At 64.0% G+C, this 23,450-nt stretch carries 22 protein-coding genes and 2 tRNA genes; 7 read left to right on the top strand and 17 right to left on the bottom strand.

The annotated features are described in order from the left end of the window. Positions 1 to 127 precede the first annotated feature (127 nt). Genes ACFMO3_RS09895 through ACFMO3_RS09880 form a run of 4 tightly spaced genes read right to left on the bottom strand, consistent with a single transcriptional unit; the run spans position 128 to position 4,010 of the window. Complete coding sequence (locus ACFMO3_RS09895) at positions 128 to 790, bottom strand: class I SAM-dependent methyltransferase (RefSeq protein WP_376790241.1); 663 nt, start codon at positions 788 to 790, stop codon at positions 128 to 130. 10 nt (positions 791 to 800) lie between these two features. Next, complete coding sequence (locus tag ACFMO3_RS09890) at positions 801 to 1,715, bottom strand: pseudouridine-5'-phosphate glycosidase (RefSeq protein ID WP_376790240.1); 915 nt, start codon at positions 1,713 to 1,715, stop codon at positions 801 to 803. Further along, positions 1,712 to 2,944, bottom strand: a complete 1,233-nt coding sequence (gene xseA / locus ACFMO3_RS09885; protein WP_376790239.1) for an exodeoxyribonuclease VII large subunit — start codon at positions 2,942 to 2,944, stop codon at positions 1,712 to 1,714. Before xseA ends, ACFMO3_RS09890 begins: the two co-directional genes overlap by 4 nt. A gap of 34 nt (positions 2,945 to 2,978) precedes the next feature. After that, positions 2,979 to 4,010 carry an SIS domain-containing protein gene (locus tag ACFMO3_RS09880; RefSeq protein ID WP_376790238.1) on the bottom strand — a complete coding sequence of 344 codons (1,032 nt, stop codon included), beginning with the start codon at positions 4,008 to 4,010 and terminating at the stop codon, positions 2,979 to 2,981. Positions 4,011 to 4,191: 181 nt separating this feature from the next. Here ACFMO3_RS09880 and ACFMO3_RS09875 point away from each other — a divergent pair, with 181 nt between their 5' ends. The 3 genes from ACFMO3_RS09875 (at position 4,192) to ACFMO3_RS09865 (ending at position 7,864) form a co-directional block, all read left to right on the top strand. Continuing rightward, positions 4,192 to 4,683 (top strand): MaoC/PaaZ C-terminal domain-containing protein, encoded by a 492-nt coding sequence (locus ACFMO3_RS09875; protein WP_376790237.1) that lies wholly within the window; start codon positions 4,192 to 4,194, stop codon positions 4,681 to 4,683. A 401-nt stretch (positions 4,684 to 5,084) separates the two neighbouring features. After that, positions 5,085 to 6,971, top strand: a complete 1,887-nt coding sequence (locus tag ACFMO3_RS09870; RefSeq protein ID WP_376790236.1) for a 2-oxoacid:acceptor oxidoreductase subunit alpha — start codon at positions 5,085 to 5,087, stop codon at positions 6,969 to 6,971. Further along, a complete protein-coding gene (locus tag ACFMO3_RS09865; protein ID WP_376790235.1) occupies positions 6,956 to 7,864 on the top strand; it encodes a thiamine pyrophosphate-dependent enzyme in 909 nt (302 codons plus the stop codon). Before ACFMO3_RS09870 ends, ACFMO3_RS09865 begins: the two co-directional genes overlap by 16 nt. Before the next feature lie 187 nt (positions 7,865 to 8,051). Here the strand turns inward: ACFMO3_RS09865 and greA are convergent, their stop codons facing one another. From greA to ACFMO3_RS09830, 7 genes are all read right to left on the bottom strand, one after another. Beyond that, complete coding sequence (gene greA, locus ACFMO3_RS09860; RefSeq protein WP_376790234.1) at positions 8,052 to 8,525, bottom strand: transcription elongation factor GreA; 474 nt, start codon at positions 8,523 to 8,525, stop codon at positions 8,052 to 8,054. Positions 8,526 to 8,746: 221 nt separating this feature from the next. After that, the gene (locus ACFMO3_RS09855) at positions 8,747 to 9,571 is read right to left on the bottom strand and encodes a PHP domain-containing protein (protein WP_376790233.1); all 825 of its coding nucleotides are present in this window, start codon (positions 9,569 to 9,571) and stop codon (positions 8,747 to 8,749) included. Continuing rightward, complete coding sequence (locus tag ACFMO3_RS09850; protein WP_376790232.1) at positions 9,568 to 9,828, bottom strand: stage V sporulation protein S; 261 nt, start codon at positions 9,826 to 9,828, stop codon at positions 9,568 to 9,570. Before ACFMO3_RS09850 ends, ACFMO3_RS09855 begins: the two co-directional genes overlap by 4 nt. A gap of 319 nt (positions 9,829 to 10,147) precedes the next feature. After that, entirely contained in the window at positions 10,148 to 10,384 is a 237-nt protein-coding gene (gene infA / locus ACFMO3_RS09845) for a translation initiation factor IF-1 (protein ID WP_322802618.1), read from the bottom strand. 173 nt (positions 10,385 to 10,557) lie between these two features. Next, entirely contained in the window at positions 10,558 to 10,932 is a 375-nt protein-coding gene (locus tag ACFMO3_RS09840) for a septum formation initiator family protein (RefSeq protein WP_376790231.1), read from the bottom strand. 76 nt (positions 10,933 to 11,008) lie between these two features. Beyond that, positions 11,009 to 11,092 (bottom strand) — tRNA-Leu (locus ACFMO3_RS09835). Positions 11,093 to 11,194: 102 nt separating this feature from the next. Further along, positions 11,195 to 13,501: an NADP-dependent malic enzyme gene (locus tag ACFMO3_RS09830; protein ID WP_376790230.1), complete on the bottom strand. Its 2,307-nt coding sequence runs from the start codon at positions 13,499 to 13,501 to the stop codon at positions 11,195 to 11,197. 679 nt (positions 13,502 to 14,180) lie between these two features. Here ACFMO3_RS09830 and argH point away from each other — a divergent pair. Next, positions 14,181 to 15,557, top strand: coding sequence for an argininosuccinate lyase (gene argH, locus ACFMO3_RS09825; protein ID WP_376790229.1), 1,377 nt, complete (start codon positions 14,181 to 14,183; stop codon positions 15,555 to 15,557). Positions 15,558 to 15,671: 114 nt separating this feature from the next. Here the strand turns inward: argH and ACFMO3_RS09820 are convergent, their stop codons facing one another. The 4 genes from ACFMO3_RS09820 to ACFMO3_RS09805 form a co-directional block, all read right to left on the bottom strand. Next, positions 15,672 to 16,340 (bottom strand): SOS response-associated peptidase, encoded by a 669-nt coding sequence (locus tag ACFMO3_RS09820; protein ID WP_376790228.1) that lies wholly within the window; start codon positions 16,338 to 16,340, stop codon positions 15,672 to 15,674. Between the two features lie 71 nt (positions 16,341 to 16,411). After that, positions 16,412 to 17,320, bottom strand: coding sequence for a hypothetical protein (locus ACFMO3_RS09815; protein WP_376790227.1), 909 nt, complete (start codon positions 17,318 to 17,320; stop codon positions 16,412 to 16,414). Positions 17,321 to 17,330: 10 nt separating this feature from the next. After that, on the bottom strand, positions 17,331 to 18,062 hold the full coding sequence (locus tag ACFMO3_RS09810) for a metallophosphoesterase family protein (protein ID WP_376790226.1): 732 nt from the start codon (positions 18,060 to 18,062) through the stop codon (positions 17,331 to 17,333). A 15-nt stretch (positions 18,063 to 18,077) separates the two neighbouring features. Then, on the bottom strand, positions 18,078 to 18,623 hold the full coding sequence (locus ACFMO3_RS09805; RefSeq protein ID WP_376790225.1) for a hypothetical protein: 546 nt from the start codon (positions 18,621 to 18,623) through the stop codon (positions 18,078 to 18,080). 206 nt (positions 18,624 to 18,829) lie between these two features. On the opposite strand from ACFMO3_RS09805, the gene ACFMO3_RS09800 reads away from it, so the two are divergent. Together ACFMO3_RS09800 and ACFMO3_RS09795 are read left to right on the top strand one after the other, a co-directional pair. Further along, the gene (locus ACFMO3_RS09800) at positions 18,830 to 19,432 is read left to right on the top strand and encodes a uracil-DNA glycosylase family protein (RefSeq protein ID WP_376790224.1); all 603 of its coding nucleotides are present in this window, start codon (positions 18,830 to 18,832) and stop codon (positions 19,430 to 19,432) included. 127 nt (positions 19,433 to 19,559) lie between these two features. Next, positions 19,560 to 19,635 (top strand) — tRNA-Asp (locus tag ACFMO3_RS09795). Between the two features lie 679 nt (positions 19,636 to 20,314). Here ACFMO3_RS09795 and ACFMO3_RS09790 read toward each other — a convergent pair. Continuing rightward, positions 20,315 to 20,824, bottom strand: coding sequence for an LPXTG cell wall anchor domain-containing protein (locus ACFMO3_RS09790; RefSeq protein WP_376790223.1), 510 nt, complete (start codon positions 20,822 to 20,824; stop codon positions 20,315 to 20,317). 36 nt (positions 20,825 to 20,860) lie between these two features. After that, positions 20,861 to 21,511, bottom strand: a complete 651-nt coding sequence (locus ACFMO3_RS09785; protein ID WP_376790286.1) for a c-type cytochrome — start codon at positions 21,509 to 21,511, stop codon at positions 20,861 to 20,863. A gap of 224 nt (positions 21,512 to 21,735) precedes the next feature. Between ACFMO3_RS09785 and ACFMO3_RS09780 the strand changes: the two genes are divergently transcribed. Further along, complete coding sequence (locus tag ACFMO3_RS09780; protein ID WP_376790222.1) at positions 21,736 to 23,448, top strand: glycoside hydrolase family 57 protein; 1,713 nt, start codon at positions 21,736 to 21,738, stop codon at positions 23,446 to 23,448. Positions 23,449 to 23,450 lie beyond the last annotated feature (2 nt).

The raw sequence follows: 23,450 nt of genomic DNA, 5'->3' as shown, positions 1-23,450 counted from the left end.
TCTGGCCAGCGGAGGCCGGCCATTGGCTGAAGGCCTCTTGCATGGATTGAAATCGGCCTTCCATAGGCGCTGCGCGCCGGGCGACGATCTTCGCCGACGGGAGAAGCCTTTTGGCCGGAGGTCGAATTCATCCGACATCTTCAATCCGCCGCGCCAGGATCCCGGTGAAGCCGGCCTTAGGGTCAAAGCCCGGGAGGGCCTCTTCCTCCCGGATCTCCGGAGCATCCGGAGCCTGGAAAAGAGTGGAGCGATATTCAACCACCCGAAATCCTGCCTGCTCCAGCCATGCTTCCAGATCCTGGCGGGAGTAGAACCGCGCGATGGAATAAAAGGGATGTCCCTGACGGCCTTTCTCCTGGTAGTAGGCCGCCCACGGGCTCTCCGCCAGGATCATCCCGAGCACCAGCCCTCCGTCCGCCCGCAGCACCCGATAGGCTTCCTGCAAAACCCGGAGGGGATCCTCCACAAAGCACAGGGTGACCACCAGGAGCACTCCGCCGAAGACGCCGTCACGGAATGGGAGCCGTTCCCCCACGGCCTGAGCCACCCGGATCCCCCGAGCTGCCGCCCTTCGGAGGGGCTCTCGCGCGGGATCGATCCCAAAACCGACGCCAAGGGCCTGAGCGAAGCGCCCGGATCCTACGCCGATCTCCAGATAGGGGGACGGGCAGCGGGTCAGCAGAGGGGCCAGCGCCATCACCTCCGAGCGGTAGGCTCCCCGGCCCACCGGCCCTTCATACCAGGCGTCGTAACGGGCGGCGTATCGTTCGAATACCGAGATGGTTTCCATCGCCTGTCCCTCATGGCTCCTGGAATAACGCCTTTAGGGCCCGCGCAATGCGGGCGGCGATGCGGGCGTTTTCGACCAGCAGGGCATGATTTACCCGCACGCTTTCCCCCCCGGTCCGCTCCGCTACACGGGCCAGGAGGAAGGGCGTCACCGCCCATCCCCGAATCCCGTGCTTCTCCGCTTCCTCAAGGGCCTCTCGGATCACTCCCTCCAGTCGATCCAGCGGCACCGCCACCGGGGCGGGGGGTGGAACGGTCACCAGGATCCCTTTCCCCCCCAGTGCCCAATGGATTCGGGCGATGCGGGCGATCTCCTCCGCCGAATCCACCCGGGCGTCTACCGGCAGACCACTGGACGCGCTGTAAAAAGCGGGCAGGGTCTCCGTGCCCCACCCCAGGATCGGGACCCCATAGGTCTCCAGCCATTCCCGGGTGGCCTGCAGATCCAGGATCGCCTTGGCTCCAGAGCAGACCACCACGACGGGCTCTGTGGCCAGTGTCGGCAGGTCGTTCGAAACATCGAACGGCGCCCCCCGGTGCACCCCGCCGATCCCGCCCGTGGCGACTACTCGGATCCCGGCCCGCGCGGCGGCCCAGGCGGTGGTCGCCACCGTAGTGGCACCGATCTGGCGACGCGCCAGGACGATCGGGAGATCGCGCCGGCTCACCTTCCGAATTTCCTCGTCTCCTGCGAATCGCTCGAGCTCAGCCGGCGTCAGGCCAACGACGATCTGTCCTTCCAAGAGCCCGATGGTCGCCGGGACCGCTCCCTCGGTGCGGATGGTTTCCTCCATCTTGTGGGCGACATGGAGGTTGGCCGGTCGGGGAAGGCCGAAGGCGACCACCACCGTCTCCAGGGCGACGATCGGCTGGCGGCGCGTTCGGGCTTCTTCCACGTGGGGGCCGAAGCGGAAATAGGCGTTCATCCTGGGGAACCTCCTTCCACGCGCACCGGGACCTCCCCGTCGATCCACTGCACGGTAAGCGGCTCGCCAGGCTGGACCTGATCCGCCCGGGTGACCAGGCGGCCGTCGGCCCGGCGGACCAAGGCGTAGCCCCGGGCCAGGACGGCGCGGGGGTTTAGTGCCTCCAGTCGGGCCTGATGGTAGCCCCACTGGGCTTCCGCTTGCAGGATCTGCTGGCGGATCGCGCTCCTCAGCCGGGTCTGCAGCCGGTGCAGACGCTCCAGACGAGCGTGCAGCTCCCGCTCAGGTGTGTGGGCCTGCAGGCGCGCACGCAGGGTTGTCAGGGCCTGCCCTGCCCGCTCCAGGTGGGCGCGCATCGCCTGCTCCAGGCGATCCCGCCATCCGGCGATCTGAGCGATCACCGCGTCCCGATCCGGAGTGGCCAGCTCCGCCGCCGCGGAGGGCGTGGGCGCGTGCACATCGGCGACGGCATCCGTCAGGGTGAGATCGATCGCATGGCCGACGCCCGAGACCACTGGAAACGGCGAGGACGCTACCGCCCGAACCACCCGCTCGTCGTTGAAAGCCCAAAGCTCCTCATTGGACCCTCCACCCCGTGCGACGATAGCCAGATCCACCCCGGCCACCCTTCGGAGACTCTCCAACGCCATGGCGATCGAAAGGGGAGCATCATCTCCCTGGACAACCGTGGGGGAGAGGATCACCTCGGCCAGGGGCCATCGTCGTCGGAGGATGTTCAGGATGTCCCGAAAAGCTGCTCCCGCCGGCGAGGTCACCACGCCGATCCGGCGGGGGAACGGAGGCAGCGTCCGCTTGCGGGCGGGATCGAACAGCCCCTCCGCCTCCAGCCGGCGCTTTAACGCCTCGAGGGCCAGGAATCGCTGGCCCAGGCCGATGGGAAGCCAGCGATCCACATACAGACGGCAATCCCCTCGATCCTCGTAGTAACCGATCCGCCCGCGCGCCACAATGGTCTGTCCGTTCGCCGGCAGCTGGCCCATCCGGGCCGCCTGCGTCCGCCAGATGACACAGGTGATCTGGGCCCGCCCTTCTTTTAGTGAGAAGAAGATGTGACCCGGCGCCGTAGGGCGGAGATCCCCTACTTCTCCCTCCACCCACAGATCCCCCCAGGCGAAGCGGGATTCGATCGCTTCCTTCAGATGGGCGGCCAGCTGGGATACCGTGAGGTAAGGGATGGGAGCCTGCTCAAGTTCCTCCCACTCGCTCATGAAAACACTCCCGGGGAAGGTCTGCACCCTTGGTTCATCGCGTTTGAGTGACCTTCTGTAAGCCTCGCGGCCGGTCTGGATCCAGTCCTTTCCATCGGGCGAGGGAGACGGCGAACCACTGGCCAGGGATCACAGCCACCATCGGTGAGAGCCACTCCGGAACCGGGGGCAGCGGGAGGCGCACATCCGCCATGGCGAGCAGCCCGTGATCTTCGCTGCAGAGCGTGAGATGGGCCTCCCGCTCCCGAAGCAGGCGGGCCAGGCTTTCCATTTCGGAGCGGAAGGTCGAACCCGGAGCGATCAGGAACACCGGGAAGCCCGGCTCCACCAGGGCGATGGGCCCATGGAGGAAATCCGCCGAGGAATACGGCTCCGCCACGATGTAAGCCAATTCCTTGAGCTTGAGGGCGACCTCGAACGCCGTCGCATAATTGAAACCCCTGCCGATCACCACCCCGTGGACGACCCGCTGCCAGAATGCTGCCGCCTCCTGGGCGGCCTCCTCCGTGTCCAGCGCCTGGGCGATGGCTTCTGGCAACCGGAGCAGATCCTCCCGCATGGCGGCGTCTTCGGTCCAGGCCGTGACCAGGAGGGCGAGAGCGATCAGCTGCGCCGTATAGGTCTTGGTGGCAGCCACCGCGCGTTCCTCCCCTGCCCGCAGGGGAAGGACCGCGTGGGCGGCCGAGGCGAGGGGAGAGGCAGGATCATTGGTGATGGCCAGGGTCCATCCGCCCTGATGTCGAGCTTCTCGGATGACCTCCACAATGTCCGGTGAGCGGCCGGATTGGGAGATCCCGATTACCCACGCGTGGTCCATGCGAGGGGGTCGACGGTAGAAGGTGATGAGAGAAGGGGTGGCGAGGGCGGCCGGGAGACCGGCGAAGGCCCCCAGTAGGTATTGCCCATATCGGGCGGCGTTGTCGGAGCTTCCCCGCGCGGCCAGCACCGCCAGCGCCGGTTGAAAACGACGCACAGCGTTCACGATCTGCCGCGATTCCTCCCATCCTTCGCGGATCAGGCGATCGGCGACCTCAGGCTGTTGTCGGATCTCCTGTTCCACCCACATCCGGAGTCTCCACGAGCCGGATCTATGGAAGTCTGGAAAGCCGGGTTCATGCTTGAGGGCACCCCTCGAGCCGATTATACTTCAAGGCATGATCGCGGATCCTTTCAGGCGATGGAGATCGCCCCACGCGCTGGGCATCCAATCGGTGAATGGAAATCCCTTCTCACGGGAGGCATCGCCCATGTCCGAAGAGAGAGCGCTCACTCGGGGACTGTATTTCGAGGACCTGGAGATCGGCTGGAAGGTGCGCACCCCGGGCCGCACGGTGACGGAGACGGACATTGTGATGTTCGCCGGGCTATCCGGCGATTACACGCCGCTCCATACGGACGCGGAATACGCCCGGGGCACGATCTTTGGGGAACGGATTGCCCACGGGCTGCTCGGCTTGGCCATTGCTTCGGGATTGGCGACTCGGCTGGGGTTCCTGGAGGAGACCGTGGAAGCCTTCACTGGCTTGGAGTGGAGATTCCGAGCCCCCATCCGCATCGGGGATACGATCTATGTGGAAATCGAGGTGACTCAAAAGCGCCCCGCACCAAATGGCCGGGCAGGATTTGTGATCTTCAGCGTGGAGGTTCGGAATCAGCGGGGCGAGGTGGTGCAAAAGGGCCAGTGGACCCTCCTGATTCGCGCGCGGGGGGCAGAAGGCATGAACCTCGAACAGCGATGAAGCGGCCTGTTCCCCCTTTCCCCATCTCGGTTCCTTATCCATACCATGGTCAGACCAGCGAGCTTTCCCCAGCGCCCTCCCGAAGGTGGACGTCCATTCCTGAGCGAATGCAATGGGCATCCAGAGCATCGGCGGCATCCCCCAAATGGGGGGGATACCCCCAATCCGGGGGTGTTCCCCCTTTTTCATCTGTTATGAATTTTACAATCGCCCCTATCCCGGGTATACTTGATGAAAAGCACTGGGATGGGGGGGCGGCAGGTGCCCCCCACGCCGGCCGGGTCGTTGGACCCCTTGAGGAGGCCCATGGCCTCAAGGGGATGTTCGATCGAGGGACGGGTGAGACGCGCAGGCGGCCGATCCGTCCCTTATCCTTACTCTCAAGGAAGGAGGCAGGTGCCATGCCGAAACGGTTCGTCTCCTGGATGATCGGGGGGCCTCAGGGCAGTGGGATCAATGTGGCGGCGGAAACCCTTGCGAAAGCCTTCAATCGGGGTGGGCTCTATGTGTTCGCCAATATCGAATACCATTCCAACATTATGGGCAAGCACAGCTATTATCGGGTTCGGGTTGCTGAGGATCCCGTCCATGCCCCTGTTGAAGAGGTTCATCTCCTGGCTGCGCTGGATGAGGAAACCCTCTTCGGGGACCACCATCACAACCCCGAGTTCCCCACGCATCATGGACACGTGCACGAAGTGGTTACGGGGGGCGGGATCATCTACGATGCGGATCTGGGAGACATCCGGGATCGCCTGAAGCGGGAAGATCTGCGGCTTTATCCGGTGCCATATTTTGAGATGATCCGTCGAGCGCTGGAGCCTTTTGGCAAGGCGGCGGAGTATCGCCAATACGACATCATGCGAAACACCGTGGCTCTGGGGGCCACCCTGGCGGTTCTGGATTACGATTTCGATCTCGTTGCCGAGGTGATCCGGGAGCAGTTTAAGGGGCGTCGGGCCCGATTGGCGGACTTGAACATCCAGGCTTTGCGGGTCACTTATGATTATGTACGCGAAAATTTCGGTAACGACTTTCCATGGAAGGTTCGCAAGCGGGGGCGACGTGAGGACCACATCCTGATCCGCGGTGTGCAGGCGGTGGCGCTGGGTAAGCTTCAGGCTGGGCTGGGCGTCCAGACCTACTACCCGATCAGCCCGGCGACGGATGAAAGCACGTATCTGGAAGCGGTCCAGAGCCAATACAACGTGGTGGTCATCCAGACGGAGGATGAAATCTCGGCGATCAACATGGCGGTCGGTGCCGCCCATGCGGGCGCCCGGGCCTCGACCTCCACAGCGGGGCCGGGCTTTGCCCTGATGCCGGAGGGCATCGGTTTCGCGGCCATCACCGAGGCGCCGGGTCTAGTCGTGTTCCTCTATCAGCGCGGCGGCCCCAGCACGGGTCTCCCTACTCGCACGGAGCAGGCCGATCTCGGATTTGCCCTCCATCCTGCCCATGGAGAGTTCCCCCATATCGTCATCGCCCCAGGGGATGTGGTGGAAGCTTTCTACGATAGCTTCGAGGCTTTTAACTGGGCCGATCGTTACCAGATGCCTGTGATCGTGCTGTTGGATAAGTACCTGGCCAGCAGCTATACCACGGTGCCTCGCTTCGAAACCCGTCATCTGGTGATCGATCGGGGAATCCGCTATCAGCCGGCGGGCCAGCAGGATGGCTACCTGCGCCACGCGGTGACCGAAAGCGGCATCTCCCCATGGGTGGTCCCCGGCACGGAGGGCGTTATCTTCTGGACCACCACCGATGAGCATAACCCCAAGGGTCATATCTCCGAAGGGGTGGTGCATCGCCTAGAGCAAATGGATAAACGGATGCGCAAGCTGGAGCTGGCTGCCCGGGAGATCCCGGACAGCAAGAAGTTCACCCTCTACGGCCCTGCGGATGCCCAGGTGACCCTGGTGGGGTGGGGGACCACCAAAGGCGCGATCCTGGATGCGCTGGAGGAGCTCGCGACCTTGAATGGGCTGACCTTCAATTTCCTTCAGATCCGGATGATGCGGCCCTTCCCGGCCGAGCCAGTGGGGGCGATCCTGCGGCAGGCCCGCCGCGTGATTCTGATCGAGAACAATTACTCCGGTCAGCTGGGGAACCTGATCCGGGAGATGACCGGATTTCGGATCCCCCAGCGGGTGCTGAAATATGATGGCCGGCCGTTCACAGTGAATGAGATCCTCGAAGGGGTCCGTCGCGCTCTGGAGAACGATGAGGAGCGGATTGTGATGATCTCCAGCGAAGCCCGGGAGGTGATCCCATGGCCTATGCGGTGAAGGATTACAAGACGGAAGTTTGGGTGGATTGGTGCCCTGGTTGTGGGGATTTCGGGATCCTGAACGCCATCCACCAGGCGCTGGCCGCTTTGCAGCTTCCTCCGCATAAGGTGGCGATTCTCTCGGGGATCGGCTGCTCTGGCAAGACGCCCCATTACATCGGAACCTATGGGATTCACACCCTCCACGGCCGTGTGCTGCCGGTGGCCACGGGGTTCAAGTTGGCTAATCCGGAGATGACGGTGATCGCCGTGGGAGGCGATGGCGATGGCTATGGGATCGGAGCCGGGTATTTCCTGGCCGCCGGGCGGCGCAATGTGGATCTGACTTACATCGTCTTCAACAACGGGGTTTACGGCCTGACCAAAGGCCAGGCTTCTCCCACCTTGCCTAAAGGCGTGCAGACCAAATCCCTGCCTGAGCCCAATCTGATGGAGGCCCTCAACCCGATCGCTGTGGCCCTGGGGGCGGGCTATACGTTCATCGCGCGTGGCTATGCCTATGACGTGCGGCACCTGCGGGACCTCATCGTAGCCGCCATTCAGCACCGAGGAACGGCGCTGATCGATGTCCTCCAGCCCTGCCCAACTTATAACAATATCTACACGCGGGAGTATTACAACGCGCGAGTCTACAAGCTGGAGGAGACGGGCTACGATCCGGTGGTTCACAATCCGACGGACGAAAAAGAGATCATAGAGAAGAAAGCCCAGGCGCTTCTCAAGGCCTATGAGAACGGGGATCGCATCCCCATTGGGATCTTCTACCGGGTGGAGCGGCCGACCCTGGAGGATGAGCTGGCAGCCCGCCTCCCCTACTGGGGGAAGGCCCTGGCGGATCTCGAGCCGATTTACCAGCGGGATCTCACACCGCTGCTCGACGAGCTTCATTAGAAGTTAGAAATGGGCATGAGCTTTGGGGGCCGGGCTGGCTATCCTGGGGAGCTGAACCGGCCCCCATTTTTCTCCCTCCTGGGATCGCTGGCGGATGGTTGCCATGGGGAGGGGGAGAGAGAAAATTCCAGGCCTGAGGTGTTTTAGAAATGCGGGGGAGAAGCGTGAGGCGAGTTGTCCGAAGCGTTCATTCCACCGCGAGGATCCGGAAGGTGAAGAGGCCGGCCGGTGCCTCTACGGTCACCACATCTCCCGGCGCCCGGCCCAACAACGCCTGACCCAGTGGCGACTCATACGAAATCTTCCCCTGGGTGGGATCCGCCTCAGCGGGGCCCACCAGCACATACACTTCTGGCATGCCGCCGTCCTCTGCGATGGTGACGCGCGATCCAATGCGCACGCGGCCGTCCTCCGAAGGCCGGGGCTCAATCACGACGGCGCTGTTGAGGATGGCTTCCAGCATACGAATCCGGCCTTCAATGAAGGCCTGTTCCTCCTTCGCTGCGTGGTAATCGGCGTTCTCCGAGAGATCGCCCTGCTGGATGGCGAAGCGCAGACGTTGAGCGATCTCCCGGCGCTTGATCGTGCGCAGGTATTCCAGCTCTTCCTCCAACTGTCGCTTGCCCTCCGGTGTCAGATACGTGGGTCCAACGGCGGCCATCTCTTCCTGCTCCTCGCTTGCGGTTGCCCATTTCCACCTGTAGCCCTCTCATCAGGGCGTATTGGATTATACCATCCGAGATGGATAGGAACAAGGCGGGCGCTGCGCTTCTCCGATCGATGGAGGATGGCCTGAACCCCTGGGTGGTCTGCTCTTCTCGCCGTGTGCTTCCGACGGGCACGAAATCCGAGGGATCCGTTGAGGGGATGGGAGGCGGGGGCTTAGCGCGGGCATCGCTCGCGAAGCCGTTCCACCGTATGTTCGGGGACCGGCATCGTGCCCAGAAGGATACGGCCGTCCGGGCCGGGGCCGTGGAAATCACTGCCGCCAGTGGGGATCAGATTGTAGATCCGGGCGATGGCGATCAACCGGGCCACATCGGCCGGGGAGTGATCCGGGTGGAAGACCTCCAGCCCGACCAGGCCTGCCCGCCATAAGCTCTCCAGATTTCGGGGAAGCCCGGAGCGCCCGGGATGGGCCAGGGCGGCCACGCCGCCGGCCGCCCGGATCACCGCAAGGACCTCGTGGGGATCGATCGGCCGTCGAGGAATATAGGCGGGACAGCCTCGTCCCAACCACCGTCGGAAGGCTTCGGCTTCATCGGCCACATAGCCTTGCTCCACCATGGCCCGGGCCAGATGGGAGCGTCCCAGCACGTCCCCCGTGGCCAGCTCCAGCACCCGTTCCCAAGGGACGGGCATCCCGAGCTGAGCCAGACGCTCGGCCATCGCTCGGATCCGTTCCGTTCGCTCTGCCTGCATGCCCTTCAGAAAACGAAGGAGATCCGGGTGAGCGGGATCCACGAAATAACCCAGCAGGTCGATCTCTTCCTCGGAGCTGCCGACACTGATCTCCACGCCGGGGATCACCTCCAGAGACGTGTCACGGGCGAGGGCCATCGCCTCCACAGCCCCCTGGGTGGTCTCATGGTCCGTGATGGCCAGGTAGCGCAGATTGCGCGCAAGGGCCTCATGCACCACCCGGGCGGGGGACCACCGGCCATCGGAGGCGGTGGTGTGAACATGGAGGTCGAGGCGGGAACTCATCGCTTCTCGACCACGAACCGGATAGCCGTCCGTTCCTGATCGTTGATCTTGACGTCGGTGAACTCGGGGACACAGACGATATCGATGCCGTCCTGGGCCAGGTAGGCGCGGGCGATGCAGATGGCCTTGACCGCCTGATTGACGGCACCGGCGCCGATGGCCTGCACTTCCGCCCGTCCACGTTCCCGGATGACACCCGCGATGGCTCCGGCCACGGCCGTGGTGCGCGATTTAGCAGCCACTTTAATGGTGTCCATGGTCTCCCTCCGTGGAGCTGTGGGATGCGGCGGAGAAACCGCGGCCAGTATGGATGATCCTCCATTCAGCGATGCGATGCACCTCCTTCGACGGTCTGGGGCAACGGAGGGAGAGACCCGCCGTTGCGGCCGGTTCGTTTTTATTATAAGGGCCTTGCCGTATGGAAGAGCAAGAAAGGTGGAGGGGAAACGTCTTGCTTTGCCCGGTTGCATTTCGGCGGGTTCCAAGCGGTAACGGATGGCGCTTTCCCCTTCTTTGCTATCTCGCCCTCCGAGCGGCATGCCCGCCCTCAGGGGGCAGCTAACAGTGCCCCTCGGATCACCGGGAAAGCCGGCGCACGATGCGCCCTCGGCTCAGATCATAAGGGGAAAGCTCCACCAGGACGCGGTCCCCCAGCAGCACCCGGATGTAATACATCCGCATCCGTCCGGAGAGATGGGCCAGCACCTCGTGGCCATTATCGAGACGGACCTTAAACATCGCGTTGGGCAGCGTTTCCACAACTGTTCCCTCTACCTGGATGACATCCTTTGCCTTCTCGCTTCCTTTCGCCATCGGGCCTCCCTGAAGATAGAGGTTTTCCCATGCTTAATTGTAAGCGAGCTTCGGGGTCGTTCGATGATCAGAACTCCCCTTTGGGATCTGGGCAAAGCGAGGAGACGTTTGAAGAGCGGGAGGGGATGAAGAAGGGCTGGGATTCGTGAGGGAAGCGCGCCATCCAGGGGCTCTCATCGACCCCAGAGCTGCATCCACCAGGCTTGCCAGGGGGAGGGAGTGGGGGTGGGCGTGGGGTAAGGCGTGGGAGAGGGAGGGATGCGCTCCAGGCGGTAGGGCGTTTCCCGAGGGCGGATCATTCCGGCCTCCATGCGGGCCCAGCGGGCTACGAACTCCTCGCTCTGCACATATCGGGCTTGCTCAGCGAGGCGGGTCGCCCGGATCTGCTCGATGGTGATCGCCTGGTGCAGGCGCTCGGCTCGCTCCACCCGTTGCCGATAAAGGTCCAGGTTCCCCCACGCCACATGGGCCAGGAGCGCCAATCCCATCCCCACAATCAGACGGACCAGCCATCGGCTGATCTCGCCCGCCCATGGACGCCTCTCCATCGGATCCCCCTCCGGATAAAAAAAGGGCGTGGAGGGCCTTTCTATGCCCTCCCCACGCCCTGGGTTCGCCCGACCATGCCGGGGGCGGGATTTGAACCCGCACGGGCGTAGGCCCACCACGCCCTGAACGTGGCGCGTCTGCCAGTTCCGCCACCCCGGCGGTCCTTTTCCAATTCTACCAGAGCTGGCCGCTCTGTCAAATCATTCGGCTGTCCATAGGCTTCGAAGATGGGGAGGTGCCGTAAGGGGGGTCTCCCATCCCTTAAAGCAATCGTCCCTCTGGAGCGGCTCCGATGCCCTGACTCGAGGCGAGGGTGGGAGCCCGGGCCTGGCCGCGCTCCTGAGCATCCAAGGCAGCAATCGCGGCGATGAACAGGATATCCTGGACCTCATCACCCGTTTGAAGGACATGGACCGGCTTGCCCATCCCCAGCAGGATCGGCCCGATGGCCTGGGCGTTCCCCAAGCGTTGCAACAGCTTATACGAGACGTTCGCCGCTTCCAGATCCGGGAAGACCAGGATGTTGGCGTCCTTCACTCGGCTGAAGGGGTAACGTTCCTCAATGATCTCCGGCACCACCGCGGTGTCTGCCTGCATCTCTCCATCGACCAAGATGTCTGGACGTCGTTGCCGCACGATCTCCACCGCCAGGCGCACTTTCTCCGAGAGGGGATGGCGGGTGCTGCCGAAGTTGGAGAAGGAGAGCATGGCCACCCGCGGCTCGATATCGAAACGCCGGGCGAAGTCCGCGGCCATGATGGCGATCTCGGCCAGGTCCTCCGCCGTGGGCTCGATGTTCACTGTGGCATCGGTGAAGAAGTAGACCTTCTCCTTCACGATCATGATGTAAAGCCCGGCGACCTTGCGAACGCCCTCCCGGACCCCCACCACCTGAAGGGCGGGGCGGATCACCGAGGGATAATCATAGGTAAGGCCTGAGATGAAAGCATCGGCGTCTCCCATTTCCACCATCATGGGCCCGAAGTAGTTGGGCTCCAGCAGCAAGGTGCGGGCCAGCGGGAGGGTGACGCCTTTGCGCTGGCGCTTCTCGAAGAGGCGCTGGGCGTATTCCTCCAGCCGTGGGAACTCCGGGGGGTAGACGATCTCCGGCTGGCAGCGCAGGCCGAGCTCCTCGATGCGCTGGCGGACGACCTCCGGGCGTCCGATGAGGATGGGTCGGCCGATTCCTTCTTCCTGGACCAGGGCGGCGGCGCGGAGGATCTTGAGCTCCTCGCCCTCTCCGAAGGCGATGCGCTTGGGGGCGGCTTTCGCCTTATTGATGATGAAACGCATCACCTGGGTGCCCTTGCCCAAGCGGGCCGCCAGCCGCTCCCGGTATTCCTCGATATCGATGTGGATGCGGGCCACCCCTGTTTCCATCGCCGCCTGGGCCACCGCCGGCGCCTCCCAGAGCATCACCCGGGGATCCAGCGGTTTGGGGATGATGTAATCCGGCCCGAAGCGCAGCGTCTCCAGCCCGTAAGCCTTCAGCACACTATCCGGCACATCTTCGCGTGCCAGGGCGGCCAGGGCCCTCGCCGCGGCCAGCTTCATCTCCTCGTTGATCGCCCGCGCCCGCACATCCAGGGCCCCGCGGAAGATGAAGGGGAAGCCGAGGACGTTATTCACCTGGTTGGGGTAATCGCTGCGGCCGGTGGCCACGATGGCGTCGGGGCGGGTCTCCTTGGCCAGCTCGTAGCGGATCTCAGGGTCCGGGTTGGCCAAGGCGAAGATGATCGGCCGCTCGGCCATCGATTTCACCATCTCTGGGGTGAGCACATTGGGGGCGGAGAGGCCCAGGAACACATCGGCGCCGCGGATAGCTTCTGCCAGGGTCCGGGCATCGGTCTCCGCAGCGAAGCGCTCTTTATAGGGGTTCATTCCCTCCTTCCTCCCCTTGTAGATCACCCCCCTCGTGTCCAGCATAATGAGGTTCTCTTTGCGTACCCCCAGCTTCACCCAGAGCTCGGCGCAGGCAATGCCAGAGGCCCCTGCCCCGTTGATCACCACCTTGATCTCGTCGATGCGCTTGCCCACCAGCTCTAGGGCATTGAGCAAGGCCGCCGTGGAGATCACCGCCGTCCCGTGCTGATCGTCGTGAAATACCGGGATGTCTAGGGTGGCGCGCAGGGTTTCCTCAATGTAGAAACATTCCGGCGCCTTGATGTCCTCCAGGTTGATGCCCCCGAAGGTGGGGGCGATGGCCTGCACCACCCGGATCAACTCATCCGGATCCCGCGTGTTCACCTCGATGTCGATGGCATCCACGTCGGCGAACTTCTTGAAGAGCACAGCCTTACCTTCCATCACCGGCTTCGAGGCCAGAGCCCCTCGATCTCCCAGTCCGAGGATGGCAGTGCCGTTGGAGATCACTGCCACCAGATTCCCCTTCGTCGTGTATTCATAAGCCAGGTCTGGATCCTTCTCGATCTCCAGGACCGGGTAAGCAACGCCCGGGCTGTAAGCGAGGGAGAGATCTCGTTGAGTGATCATGGGTTTGGTGGGGACAATCTCCAGCTTGCCGGGACGGCCCTTGCGATGGTATTCCAGCGCGTCTTCACGGAGCATGGAAACCTCCTGGGTTCCAGAGCTGGATCTCCACATGGATGGCGCCCGCCGCCGGCCCCAACGCTTAGCATAAGCAGGAGCCCTGGCTTTGGCAAACCGGACCGGCCGGATTAAGTTTGTTCGAGGTCCTGCCCCCTCGGGCCGGAGGGGCACAGGAAGGGGAATTCCCTCCAGGCCCTCCCCACCGCCGATCTATGTCCGGTTCGGTTACAATACCGTTACAGGCGGTCAGATCATGGAGAGGGGGCGGGAACCTAGGACGACATCTACCGGATCGCATCCACTCTGGGATCTCCGATCCCAGCTATTTACACTGGAACCTTCCGAGCTGGGCCTCACGCCTGGGCCGGAGCTTCCCCGGGTCTGGGGAGTCCTCGTGGAGATCGGTTATCCGGAGGGCCCGGTATCCCTCATCGGGATCGAAGAGAGTTCCATGTCCTGACCTTCATGGGCCCGCCCATGGCAGGCGGCCCGGAACAGGCGATCGCCACAGGGCTCGGGCTGCTCTCAGCCCTCTTCTGGGCTGGCCAGGTCGTGATCACCCAAAGGTTAATGCCTTGTTTAGGATCCGGTTGGCCCTGTTGTTGGAGCAGGCAGGGGGCGAAGCGGAGAGCCCATCAGGTGTTCGCGAACAGAGCGATGGGTTGGAGGCGCCGGATTCCGAAAGGAGGTGACCGGGATGCGTTTGTGGGGAACCCGTGAAGGCCCATTGCTGGATCCTGCGTTCGAGCGGTTGAATGCGTCGCTCCCCTTCGATCGCCGTCTTTACCCCTATGACATCCGCGGCTCAATCGCTTGGGCTCGCGTCCTGGCCCGGGCAGGCCTGCTCACGCCCGAGGAGTGCGATAGGATCATCGCCGGCCTGAAGGCGGTGCAGGCCGAGCTGGATGCGGGCGACTTCGTTTTCCAGCCCACCGACGAGGATATCCACACCGCTATCGAACGCCGGCTGACCGAGCACATCGGTCCGATCGCCGGCAAGCTCCACACGGGGCGCAGCCGCAATGACCAGGTGGTCACCGACCTGCGTCTGTTCCTGATGGAGGTCTGGCCCCGGCTGGATCAGGGGTTGCGGGAGCTGGAGGAGGCCCTGGCGGCGCAGGCCGAAGCCCATCTGGACCTGATCATGCCGGGCTATACTCATCTTCAGCGGGCCCAGCCTATCCGGTACGCCCACTGGTGCTTGGCCCATGCGTGGGCTTTGGAGCGTGACCGGGCGCGACTGCGAGACGCCTATCCCCGTCTGGCGACTCTCCCGTTGGGCAGCGGCGCCCTCTCCGGGACGCCTTTCCCGATCGACCGGGAGGCCCTGGCCCGGGAGCTGGGCTTCCGGTCCCTTTCCCCGAACAGCCTGGATGCCGTTTCCGATCGGGATTTCGTCGCCGAGTTCCTTTTCATTGCCGCCATGATCGGCGTCCATCTGAGTCGGCTGGCGGAGGATCTCATTCTTTTTACCAGCGCGGAGTTCGGGTTCGTGGCGCTGGATCCAGCTTACACAACGGGATCCAGCCTGATGCCGCAGAAGCGCAACCCCGATGCCCTGGAGTTGGCCCGGGCGAAAGCAGGGCGTCTCATGGGCTGTCTGATCGGGTTCCTCGCGGTGCTAAAGGGCCTCCCTTCCGGTTACAACAAGGATCTGCAGGAAGATAAAGAGCCGGTCTTCGAGGCCGTGGATACGCTGGAGGTCCTGCTTGCTGTGCTCTCCGGCCTGGTGCGGACCATGCGGCCGCGGCCGGAGCGGATGCGGGAAGCCCTGGAGGAGGCGATGCTGGCCACCGAGCTGGCCGATTATCTGGTGCGCAAAGGGGTTCCGTTCCGGGAGGCGCACCGGGTGATCAGCGAGCTGGTCGGGGAATCCCTTCGGCAGGGGAAACCGCTTTCCGCCTTTCCCCTGGAGCTCATGCGCCGATATCATTCCGCTTTCGATGCGGATGTCTACGCCGCTCTGGATGTCGAGGCTGCCGTGGAGCGTCGAGCCGCCCCCGGCGGCACCGCTCGCTCCGCTGTCGAGGCGCAGCTCCAGGCCCTGCGAGCCTGTCTGGCTTGCTCCTTGTGAGAAGCTCCGCACAGGGAGCGCTGGTGACTTGAGAAGCGCTTTGGGGGCCTCCGCGACCCGGAAAAGAACGGGGGACCGCTTAGAAGGGGAGCCATGCGGCGGAAGCCCTCTGGGTTAACGCTCGGATAGAGGCTGGATCAGAGTCGGATCGTCCGCCCGCGGGGAGTTCACCCGAGCCGAAACCGGGTAAGCGATCATCCGATCGGCCGGATACGGGCGTAGGATCTCCTGCCAGGCCCGGGGGCCGGCGGCATCATCCAGCCAGATCGCCTCATGTTCCGGAAGCAGGATCACCGGCATCCGGTCGTGGATAGGGGCGACCCGTTCATTGGCAACGGTGGTGATGATGGTGAAGCTCTCGATGATCTTCCCCTCCGGGCTCTCCCAGCGATCCCACAGCCCAGCAAAGGCGAAGGGCTCCCGATCCTGCAACCCGATCCAGTAAGGGATACGCCCGCGGGGCGTGTGCTGCCACTCGTAAAACCCATCGGCCAGCACCAGGCAGCGCCGCCGGCGGAAAGCCTCGCGGAAGCTCGGGCGTTGGGTCAGGGTCTCCGCCCGGGCGTTGATCAGCCGGTTCCCGATCGCCGGGTCCTCCGCCCAGTGGGGGATCAGCCCCCACCGCAACAGGCGGATCCGCCGGGGATCCTTGTTGAGGAGCACGGGAAGGGGCTGGGTAGGGGCTGCATTATACCGGGGCTGCCACGGCGCATCCGGCCATTCCGCCCGGAACCGTTCCATCAGCCGCCGCGGCTCCGTGAAGATCGTGTAGCGCCCGCACATGGAGGCCTCCCACCACGTTCTGCAGGAAGATCTTACCGCGGATCCCCGGGCCGGGCGAATCGGGGATCCGTTCATCGGGGGACGGTGTTGGGATCCACGATGTAGCCCCACCAGTGATGGGAGATGCCGTCGGTCTCCCCGGGAGCGCAGGGGAGATGGCGGAGCCACCATCGGTGATGCTCCCGGATGTCCCCGCCGCCCCACTCCGCGCAGTTCACCCATCGCCCCCGGCCCCGCAGATCCGGGAAGTGCAGCCAGTCATCGCAATCACTCCAGACGTAGTGGGGGTTCCCCCAATCGTAATCCCGCTCGCTGTTGGGGGCGAAGTGGATAGTGCCGACGCCGGCCCGGCCCGGGGCGATGCGATCATAGCGGGTGAAGCGCCGCCACAGGTTTCGCTCCTCCGGGACCCCTTCGAAAACCCGTTCCATGATCGCCTCTGCTCGGTGTCCGAAGTTCTCCAGCATCTCCCCGATCCCGCGTTCATAAGAGAAGCCCATGATCACAAACCGCCTCCCGGCGGCCTCCGCCCCGGGGAGCGGCGGGGCGTTGCACCAGAAAGCTCCGGGCCCAGCCATGCGGGACTCGTAGAACCCGAAGTAGGGGCCGCCGAAAAGCCAGATCTCATCGATCTCTCCGCGCGCCACACGTGGAACCCCCTCGCAGGCGGTGAGGATCGCATGATAATCCGCAGTGTCCGGTTCGTGGGGCAGTCGCCGGCCCTCCAGCACCGCGCGATAAGTCTCCGGTGCGTAGCGAAATCCGTCGATTTTAGGGGGAAACAAGGGGAAATCCAGGCGCGCCACCACCTGATACCGGACCGTACCCCGGCTGCATGCTTCCAGGTCGGCGATGTATCCCTCGACCAGCTCCTCCACTCGGTTCCAGCCCATCGCCCGGGAGAGAGGAAAGTCAGGCGCGATGGGCGGATCGAAGACCACGAGGAGGACCCGCGGCGTGAGGACCGAAGCGGCCGTCATCCGAAAACTCCTACTCGCCGTAGGCGAGGCGTTCAATCAAAAACGGCGGAAACCCCAGGCGGCGCATTTTCGCCTGGGTCTCAGCGATCGGGTAGGGAACTCGCCGAAACGTCCAGGTCATAGCTTCCAGGTCCAGGATTCCGTAAGCGGCCCGGGGATCGCCATCCCGAGGCTGGCCGACACTGCCCGGGTTCAACAGCCACCATCCCTCCCTCAGGTCGATGGGCTCATTATAGGGCGGCTCCAAGATGTGCATCCGCGGCGTCTCCCGATCCGGCGCATGGTAAGCAATGGCCACGTGGGTATGGCCGAAGAGGCCGATCCGGGTGGGCAGCTGCTCGATGTTCTCCCATGCGGTATACGGATCCAGGATGTATTCCCAAATCGGTGCCCGCAGGCTCCCATGGGTCAGGGTGATCCCCTCCTGTTCCGTTTGGGCTGGGAGGCTCATCAGGTATTCGATGTGGCGCGCGGGGAGCTGCTCCCGCGTCCATTCCAGCACCCGGCGGGCCGCGGGGTTGAAGGTGGAAAGGGGCACCCGGCTCAGAACCCCCCAGTCGTGGTTGCCAGCGAGGGCCACGGCTGCCAGGCGCTGGACTTGATCGATACACGCCACCGGGTCCGGCCCGTAACCCACCAGGTCCCCGAGGAACCAGAGGGCATCCCAGGCCCCGGCGTCTGCCAGCACCGCCTCCAGCGCCTCGAAGTTTGCGTGGATATCCGCGAGCACCAGGATGCGCATGGGGGCGCCCGTCCATTAGGGGGTGGGTGGGGAGGGTGGGGGTGTAGGTGTAGGTGGGGCTGGCGTAGGAGAAGGTGTGGCCGTCTCTGTGGGAGTGCCGGTGGGGGTAGGCGTGGCAGTGCCTGTAGGCCTCGGCGTGGGCGAGACGGTCGGGGAAGGGGTGGCCGTCGGGGTATAAGTAGGCGTGGGAGTGTAAGTAGGCGTGGGGGTTGTTGTGGACGTCGGAGTCGACGTGGCGGTCGCTGTCGCCGTCGGGGTTCGGGAGGGAGTGGGCGAGAAGGTCGGCGTGAGGGTCGGCGGGATCCACTGGGTGGGGGTTGGAAGCCGGGTTTCCGTCGGACCGAACGGGAACGTTGGGGTGGGGATCATCACCGGCGTGAGCCCCAGGGGCGTCAGGGTTGGAAATAGCGCCGTTGGGGTGGCGGGGAGCTCGCCTGCGGGTCGAGCCATGGCGAGCAGCACCCCGCCCAGCACGTAGCAGGGCAGGGTCGCCAGGATGATGCTGATGAACACCACATACAGCGTGCGGGTGCGCGGCGGCAGCTGGTCCAGCCAATTCATCGAAAGACGCTCCGGGCATGGATCTTAGGCACAAATATCTGCCCGAATTGTAATCCAGATCCCGCCCGAAGCAATCCCTGCCTTGTGGGGCTCCGCCCTTGGCCATGCCGCGCATGTTGCGCTCTTGCCAGAGTTTTCTCGGCATGTTTCAATGGGTTCCACGGCTGGTTCTCTGCGGCCTCTACTCTGGAAGGAGGCGATGCCGGATGGATGAACTGGAGGCGCTGCATCAGGAGATACGGAAATGCACAAAGTGCCCCCTGGCGCATGGGCGAACCCTGGCGGTGCCCGGCGAGGGACCTCGAAGCGCTCGGGTGATGTTCGTCGGAGAAGCCCCAGGATTCCATGAAGATCGCCAGGGCCGGCCCTTCGTCGGGGCGGCGGGGGCTTTCCTCAATGAGCTGCTGGCCTCCATCGGCCTGAAGCGGGAGGATGTTTACATCACCAACATCATCAAGTGCCGGCCGCCTGGCAATCGGGATCCCTACATGGATGAAATCGAGGCATGCAGTCCATATCTGGACCGTCAGGTGGATCTCATCAACCCGAAGGTCATCGTCACCCTGGGGCGATACTCCCTGGCCCATTGGCTGCCGAATGCCAAGATCTCCCAGGTGCATGGGAAACCCATCCGGGTGGGGGATCGGGTGGTGTTTCCCATGTATCATCCCGCCGCCGCCCTCCATCAGCCCGCTCTTAAACGGACCGTGGAGGAGGATTTCCAGAAGCTGGGGGCGTTCCTAGCGGGTCTGTTGAAGGCCGAAGAGAAACAGCCGCCGGAGGAGCCGCGGCAACTTACGTTGTTTTAGAGGAAGCGAGATGCCCCGGATGGGGCCGGGCGAGGCGCCTGCGATACCCTGCCCCGCCGGATCGTCTTCCCGCGCGTTCGCGATCTTGACGGTTTATTCATCCACATGGTATATTCGAAGCAGAAGCGGGCCCGTGGTGTAGCCTGGCCTAACACGCCGCCCTGTCAAGGCGGAGATCGCGGGTTCGAATCCCGTCGGGCCCGCTCCAGGTCCAACCCCCAGTGGGTGTGCCGAAGGAAGGAGCCCTCCCCCGCAGAGCGGGCCGTTCCCGGGGGAGGGCTCCTTCTTTTTCCCAGCCTCCGTGCCCTCAGACGGGTCAGGCGCCGCCAGCCGCTGGGCGTGGTGCAGGCTCTCATGGGGCGGTGGGTGCCTGGAAGAGAGAGGCAACAAGCGGATATCCGGCGAGACGAGTTCGGAAGGCTTCTGCGGGCATCTGGCAAGAGCAGAGAGGCCGGGCAGCGACCATGGGGGGATGGTCCATGCCAGGCGGCCCGTGCAAGGGAAGGGCCGTGATGACCAGCAAAGGGACAGTGCGGATCGAGGTGGAAGTGCCGGAGGACCTGGCGCGGCGGCTGGTGGAGATGCTGGAAGGGGAGGAGAAGGATCCGGTTGGCCCATCCCTGAGCCGGTTGGCTTTCCCCCAGGAGTGTGGTCACCTTCATATCGGCCGTTCTTCGCCCAGTGCATTCCCGGAATGTTGCAGGGCCGTGCGACCGACGGTCCCTCACGATGGGACCACCTGTCCCGGGGTTTCAGGCCCCACGCCCTGGGATCAGGCGGATGCGCTGGGGGGGCGGATCCCCACCCCTACGGTCCGCCCCCCCATGCCCTTCCTCCAGCCCCCGGTTAGATGGGCGGTCTTCCCGGATCCGCGTGTTCCGATCAGGCCAGCCGTCGGCGCAGGGCGTATCCGGCCCCGATCAGCAGCGCGCCCAGCAGCAGAAGCCCGGCCCATACCGGAATCCCCGCCGATTCCCCGCCGGTCCGCGGCAGCGCGGCCACGATCTCTCCGCAGGCCACATATACGCTGATCTCCTGAGCGGACTTGTGGATATTGATCGCGAAAGGTTTGGCCAGGAGATCTGTCAATTTCACGTTGACGGTAGTGACAGATTGGCCATCCCGGACAGGGCTCAGGGGAAAGGCCGGTTTGGGGTTAAGATTCGCGCAGGTGCCCTCATGGATGTGGGCCGGCTGATCCACCCCGGCAGGGCCCGGCTTGATGTTCACCGTCACTTCGGTCTGATCCCCCACCGCCTTGAGAACCGCCGTCCCAGATTGTCCGGATCCGCTCTGTTCCCGCAGCTGAATCGTGACGGTTTCCTGAGCCGGGGCCGCGGCGACGAACAGAATCGCAAGCAAAACACCGAGGCTGAACGGAATCCGCTTCATGGCATCCTCCTCTTGAAGGTTAGGATAGAAAATCGGCTATCGCCGTTCTTCGCTCTCAGAGGCCAGCGCGCTCAGATAAGCGATCAGATCCGCCACCTGCACATCCGTCAGGTCCGCCCCGATCGCCGGCATCTGCCCACCCCCTTCCCGGATCTGCTGGGCGATCCAAGTAGGAGTATGCCGTCGCAGCTCATCCACCAGGATCGGAGCCGGCGGCTCAAAGCCCAGCCCAACCCCCGGCCTTCGCCCGCCATCCAGATGGCACGATTCACAGCGTTCCCGGAAAAGGGCATACCCTCGCGCGATCGCTGCCGGATCCGGCGGGGGAGGGATCCGATTAAAGGTCGGCGGCCCTTCCAGGGTTCGGAGGTAGGCCAGCAGCTGCTCCATCTCTTCTTCCGAGAGACGGTCCTGGAAGCCCGGCATATCCCCCCGTCCCCTCCGGATTTGCTGGCGGATGAAATCAGTGGAATGCCGCTCCGCGACGCCTCGCAGCGAGGGGCCGATTCCCGGCACGGTTCCCCCCTGGGGATGGCATCCTTCGCAGAACGCGGCGAAGGACCCCGGGATGTTTCGGAGGGAAGGCGTGGGGAAAGAAAGAGCCGGCGAGGGGACTGTCGGAGAGAGGTGGGGGACGGGAGAGGCTATCTGGTTCGATCCCGAAGTCGGGGGCTTCGGGACGCTCATACATCCCGCCCATCCGATCACGCCCAGCATGATCCAGCGACGCCCTCCGCGGCCCCCTACCCAGAACCCCCGGCTGATGCATCCTCCGCGCGTCCTCATGACTTCAGGCCTCATGGAAGCCTCATGAGAGGATTTCCACTTTTTTTACGCAACCCTCCTTCCTACAGTTCAACCGGGTTTCCAGTTATCATGGGAAGGGATTCCGTGAAGAGAGGAGCCCATCTATGAAGCGGATCGGAGCCTTCACATTTGTCCTCCACGCCCATATCCCCTATTGCCGTCGAGCGGGGCGCTGGCCGCATGGGGAGGAATGGCTGCATGAAGCCATCGCCGAGACTTACCTTCCGCTCCTGGATGCCCTTTACGAGCTCCATGCGCAGGGGATCCCTGCTCGCTTGACCATCAGCCTCACTCCGGTGCTGGCGGATCAGCTGGCGGATCCTCTGATCCAGGAGCATTTCATCGAATACGTCGTCGATCGGCGGGGCCGGGCGGAGCAGGACGTGGCGCGCTTCGAGCAGGAAGGGAACGCCCATCTTCGGGAGCTGGCCCGCTTTTATGTGGAGTTCTACGATCGGCGGCTCCGGCATTTCACCGGGCGATACGGACGGGATCTGATCGGGGCCTTCCGACAACTGCAGGAAGCAGGCGTGCTGGAGCTGGTGACCAGCGCAGCAACCCACGGCTACCTCCCCCTCCTCTCTCGGGATTCCTCCATCCGGGGACAATTGCGGGTGGGTGTACAGACTTACCGACGGTTCTTCGGCCGGGATCCCTTCTCCATCTGGCTCCCCGAGTGCGCCTACCGGCCGGCCTATCGCCTGCCCGATGGGACCATTCGGCCGGGCCTGGAGCACTTCCTCGCCCGGGAAGGGCTCCGTCTGTTCTTCGCGGAAACCCATGCGGTGGAAGGGGGACGACCCGTGGGCAAGGCGGCGGGGGACGCCATCGGACCTTACGGTCAGATCGTGCGCCATTATGTGATCCCCTTTGAATCCGTGGAACCGGCGGGGGGAACCACTTATCGTCCGTATTATGTGGCCCGCACGGATGCGCCGGGGGCGGTGCATTCGGGCGTGGCCGTGGTAGCCCGCAACAACCGGACTGGGATGCAGGTGTGGTCGGCCGACTGGGGGTATCCGGGGGATTTCGATTATCGGGAATTTCACAAGAAGGATGGGCGATCTGGGCTGCAATACTGGCGGGTGACCGGAAAAGTCGATCTGGGAGAGAAGGATGTTTACCATCCAGAATGGGCGGCCCGCAAAGTGGAACAGCATGCACAGCACTTCGTCGATCTGGTCCATGATCTCCTGCGGGAATTTCATGGGGCGACCGGGCAGATCGGCCTCATCGCCTCGAATTACGATGCGGAGCTATTTGGCCATTGGTGGTTCGAAGGAGTGGATTGGATCCGGGAGGTCCTGCGGCGTCTGGCGGAGAGCGAGGAAGTCTGGCTGACCACCGCCCGGGCGTATGTGGAGGCGTATCCGCCCAGCGAGGTGCTGTTCCTCCCGGAATCCAGCTGGGGGCTGGGAGGCGGGCACTGGACCTGGGATAATCCAGAGACTCACTGGATGTGGGAGCCCATCCACGAGGCGGAGGCCCGGATGGAACAGCTGGCCGCCCGGCACTGCGAGGCCGACAGGGCAACCCGGAAGGTCCTGGATCAGGCGGCCCGGGAGCTGCTTTTACTTCAGGCCAGCGACTGGCCCTTCCTGGTGACCACCGGGCAGGCCCGGGCTTACGCCATCGAGCGCTTCACGACCCACCTGGAGCGATTCGAGGCCCTCTGCCGCTCCATCGAAGCGGGGCGCCCGGATGAGGATCTGGCGGAGGAATACTGGGAGCTGGACCGGGTGTTTCCGGATCTGGATTATCGCTGGTGGAGGCCAGCGGTTGACGAACAGTCTACACCCATAGAGATTCGCAGGTAGCT

It is taken from the genome of Thermoflexus sp. (assembly GCF_042408815.1).
In the GTDB taxonomy this organism is placed as follows: domain Bacteria; phylum Chloroflexota; class Anaerolineae; order Thermoflexales; family Thermoflexaceae; genus Thermoflexus.
Note: the sequence above shows the minus strand (reverse complement) of the source record. Positions and strands in the feature narration are given on the sequence as shown.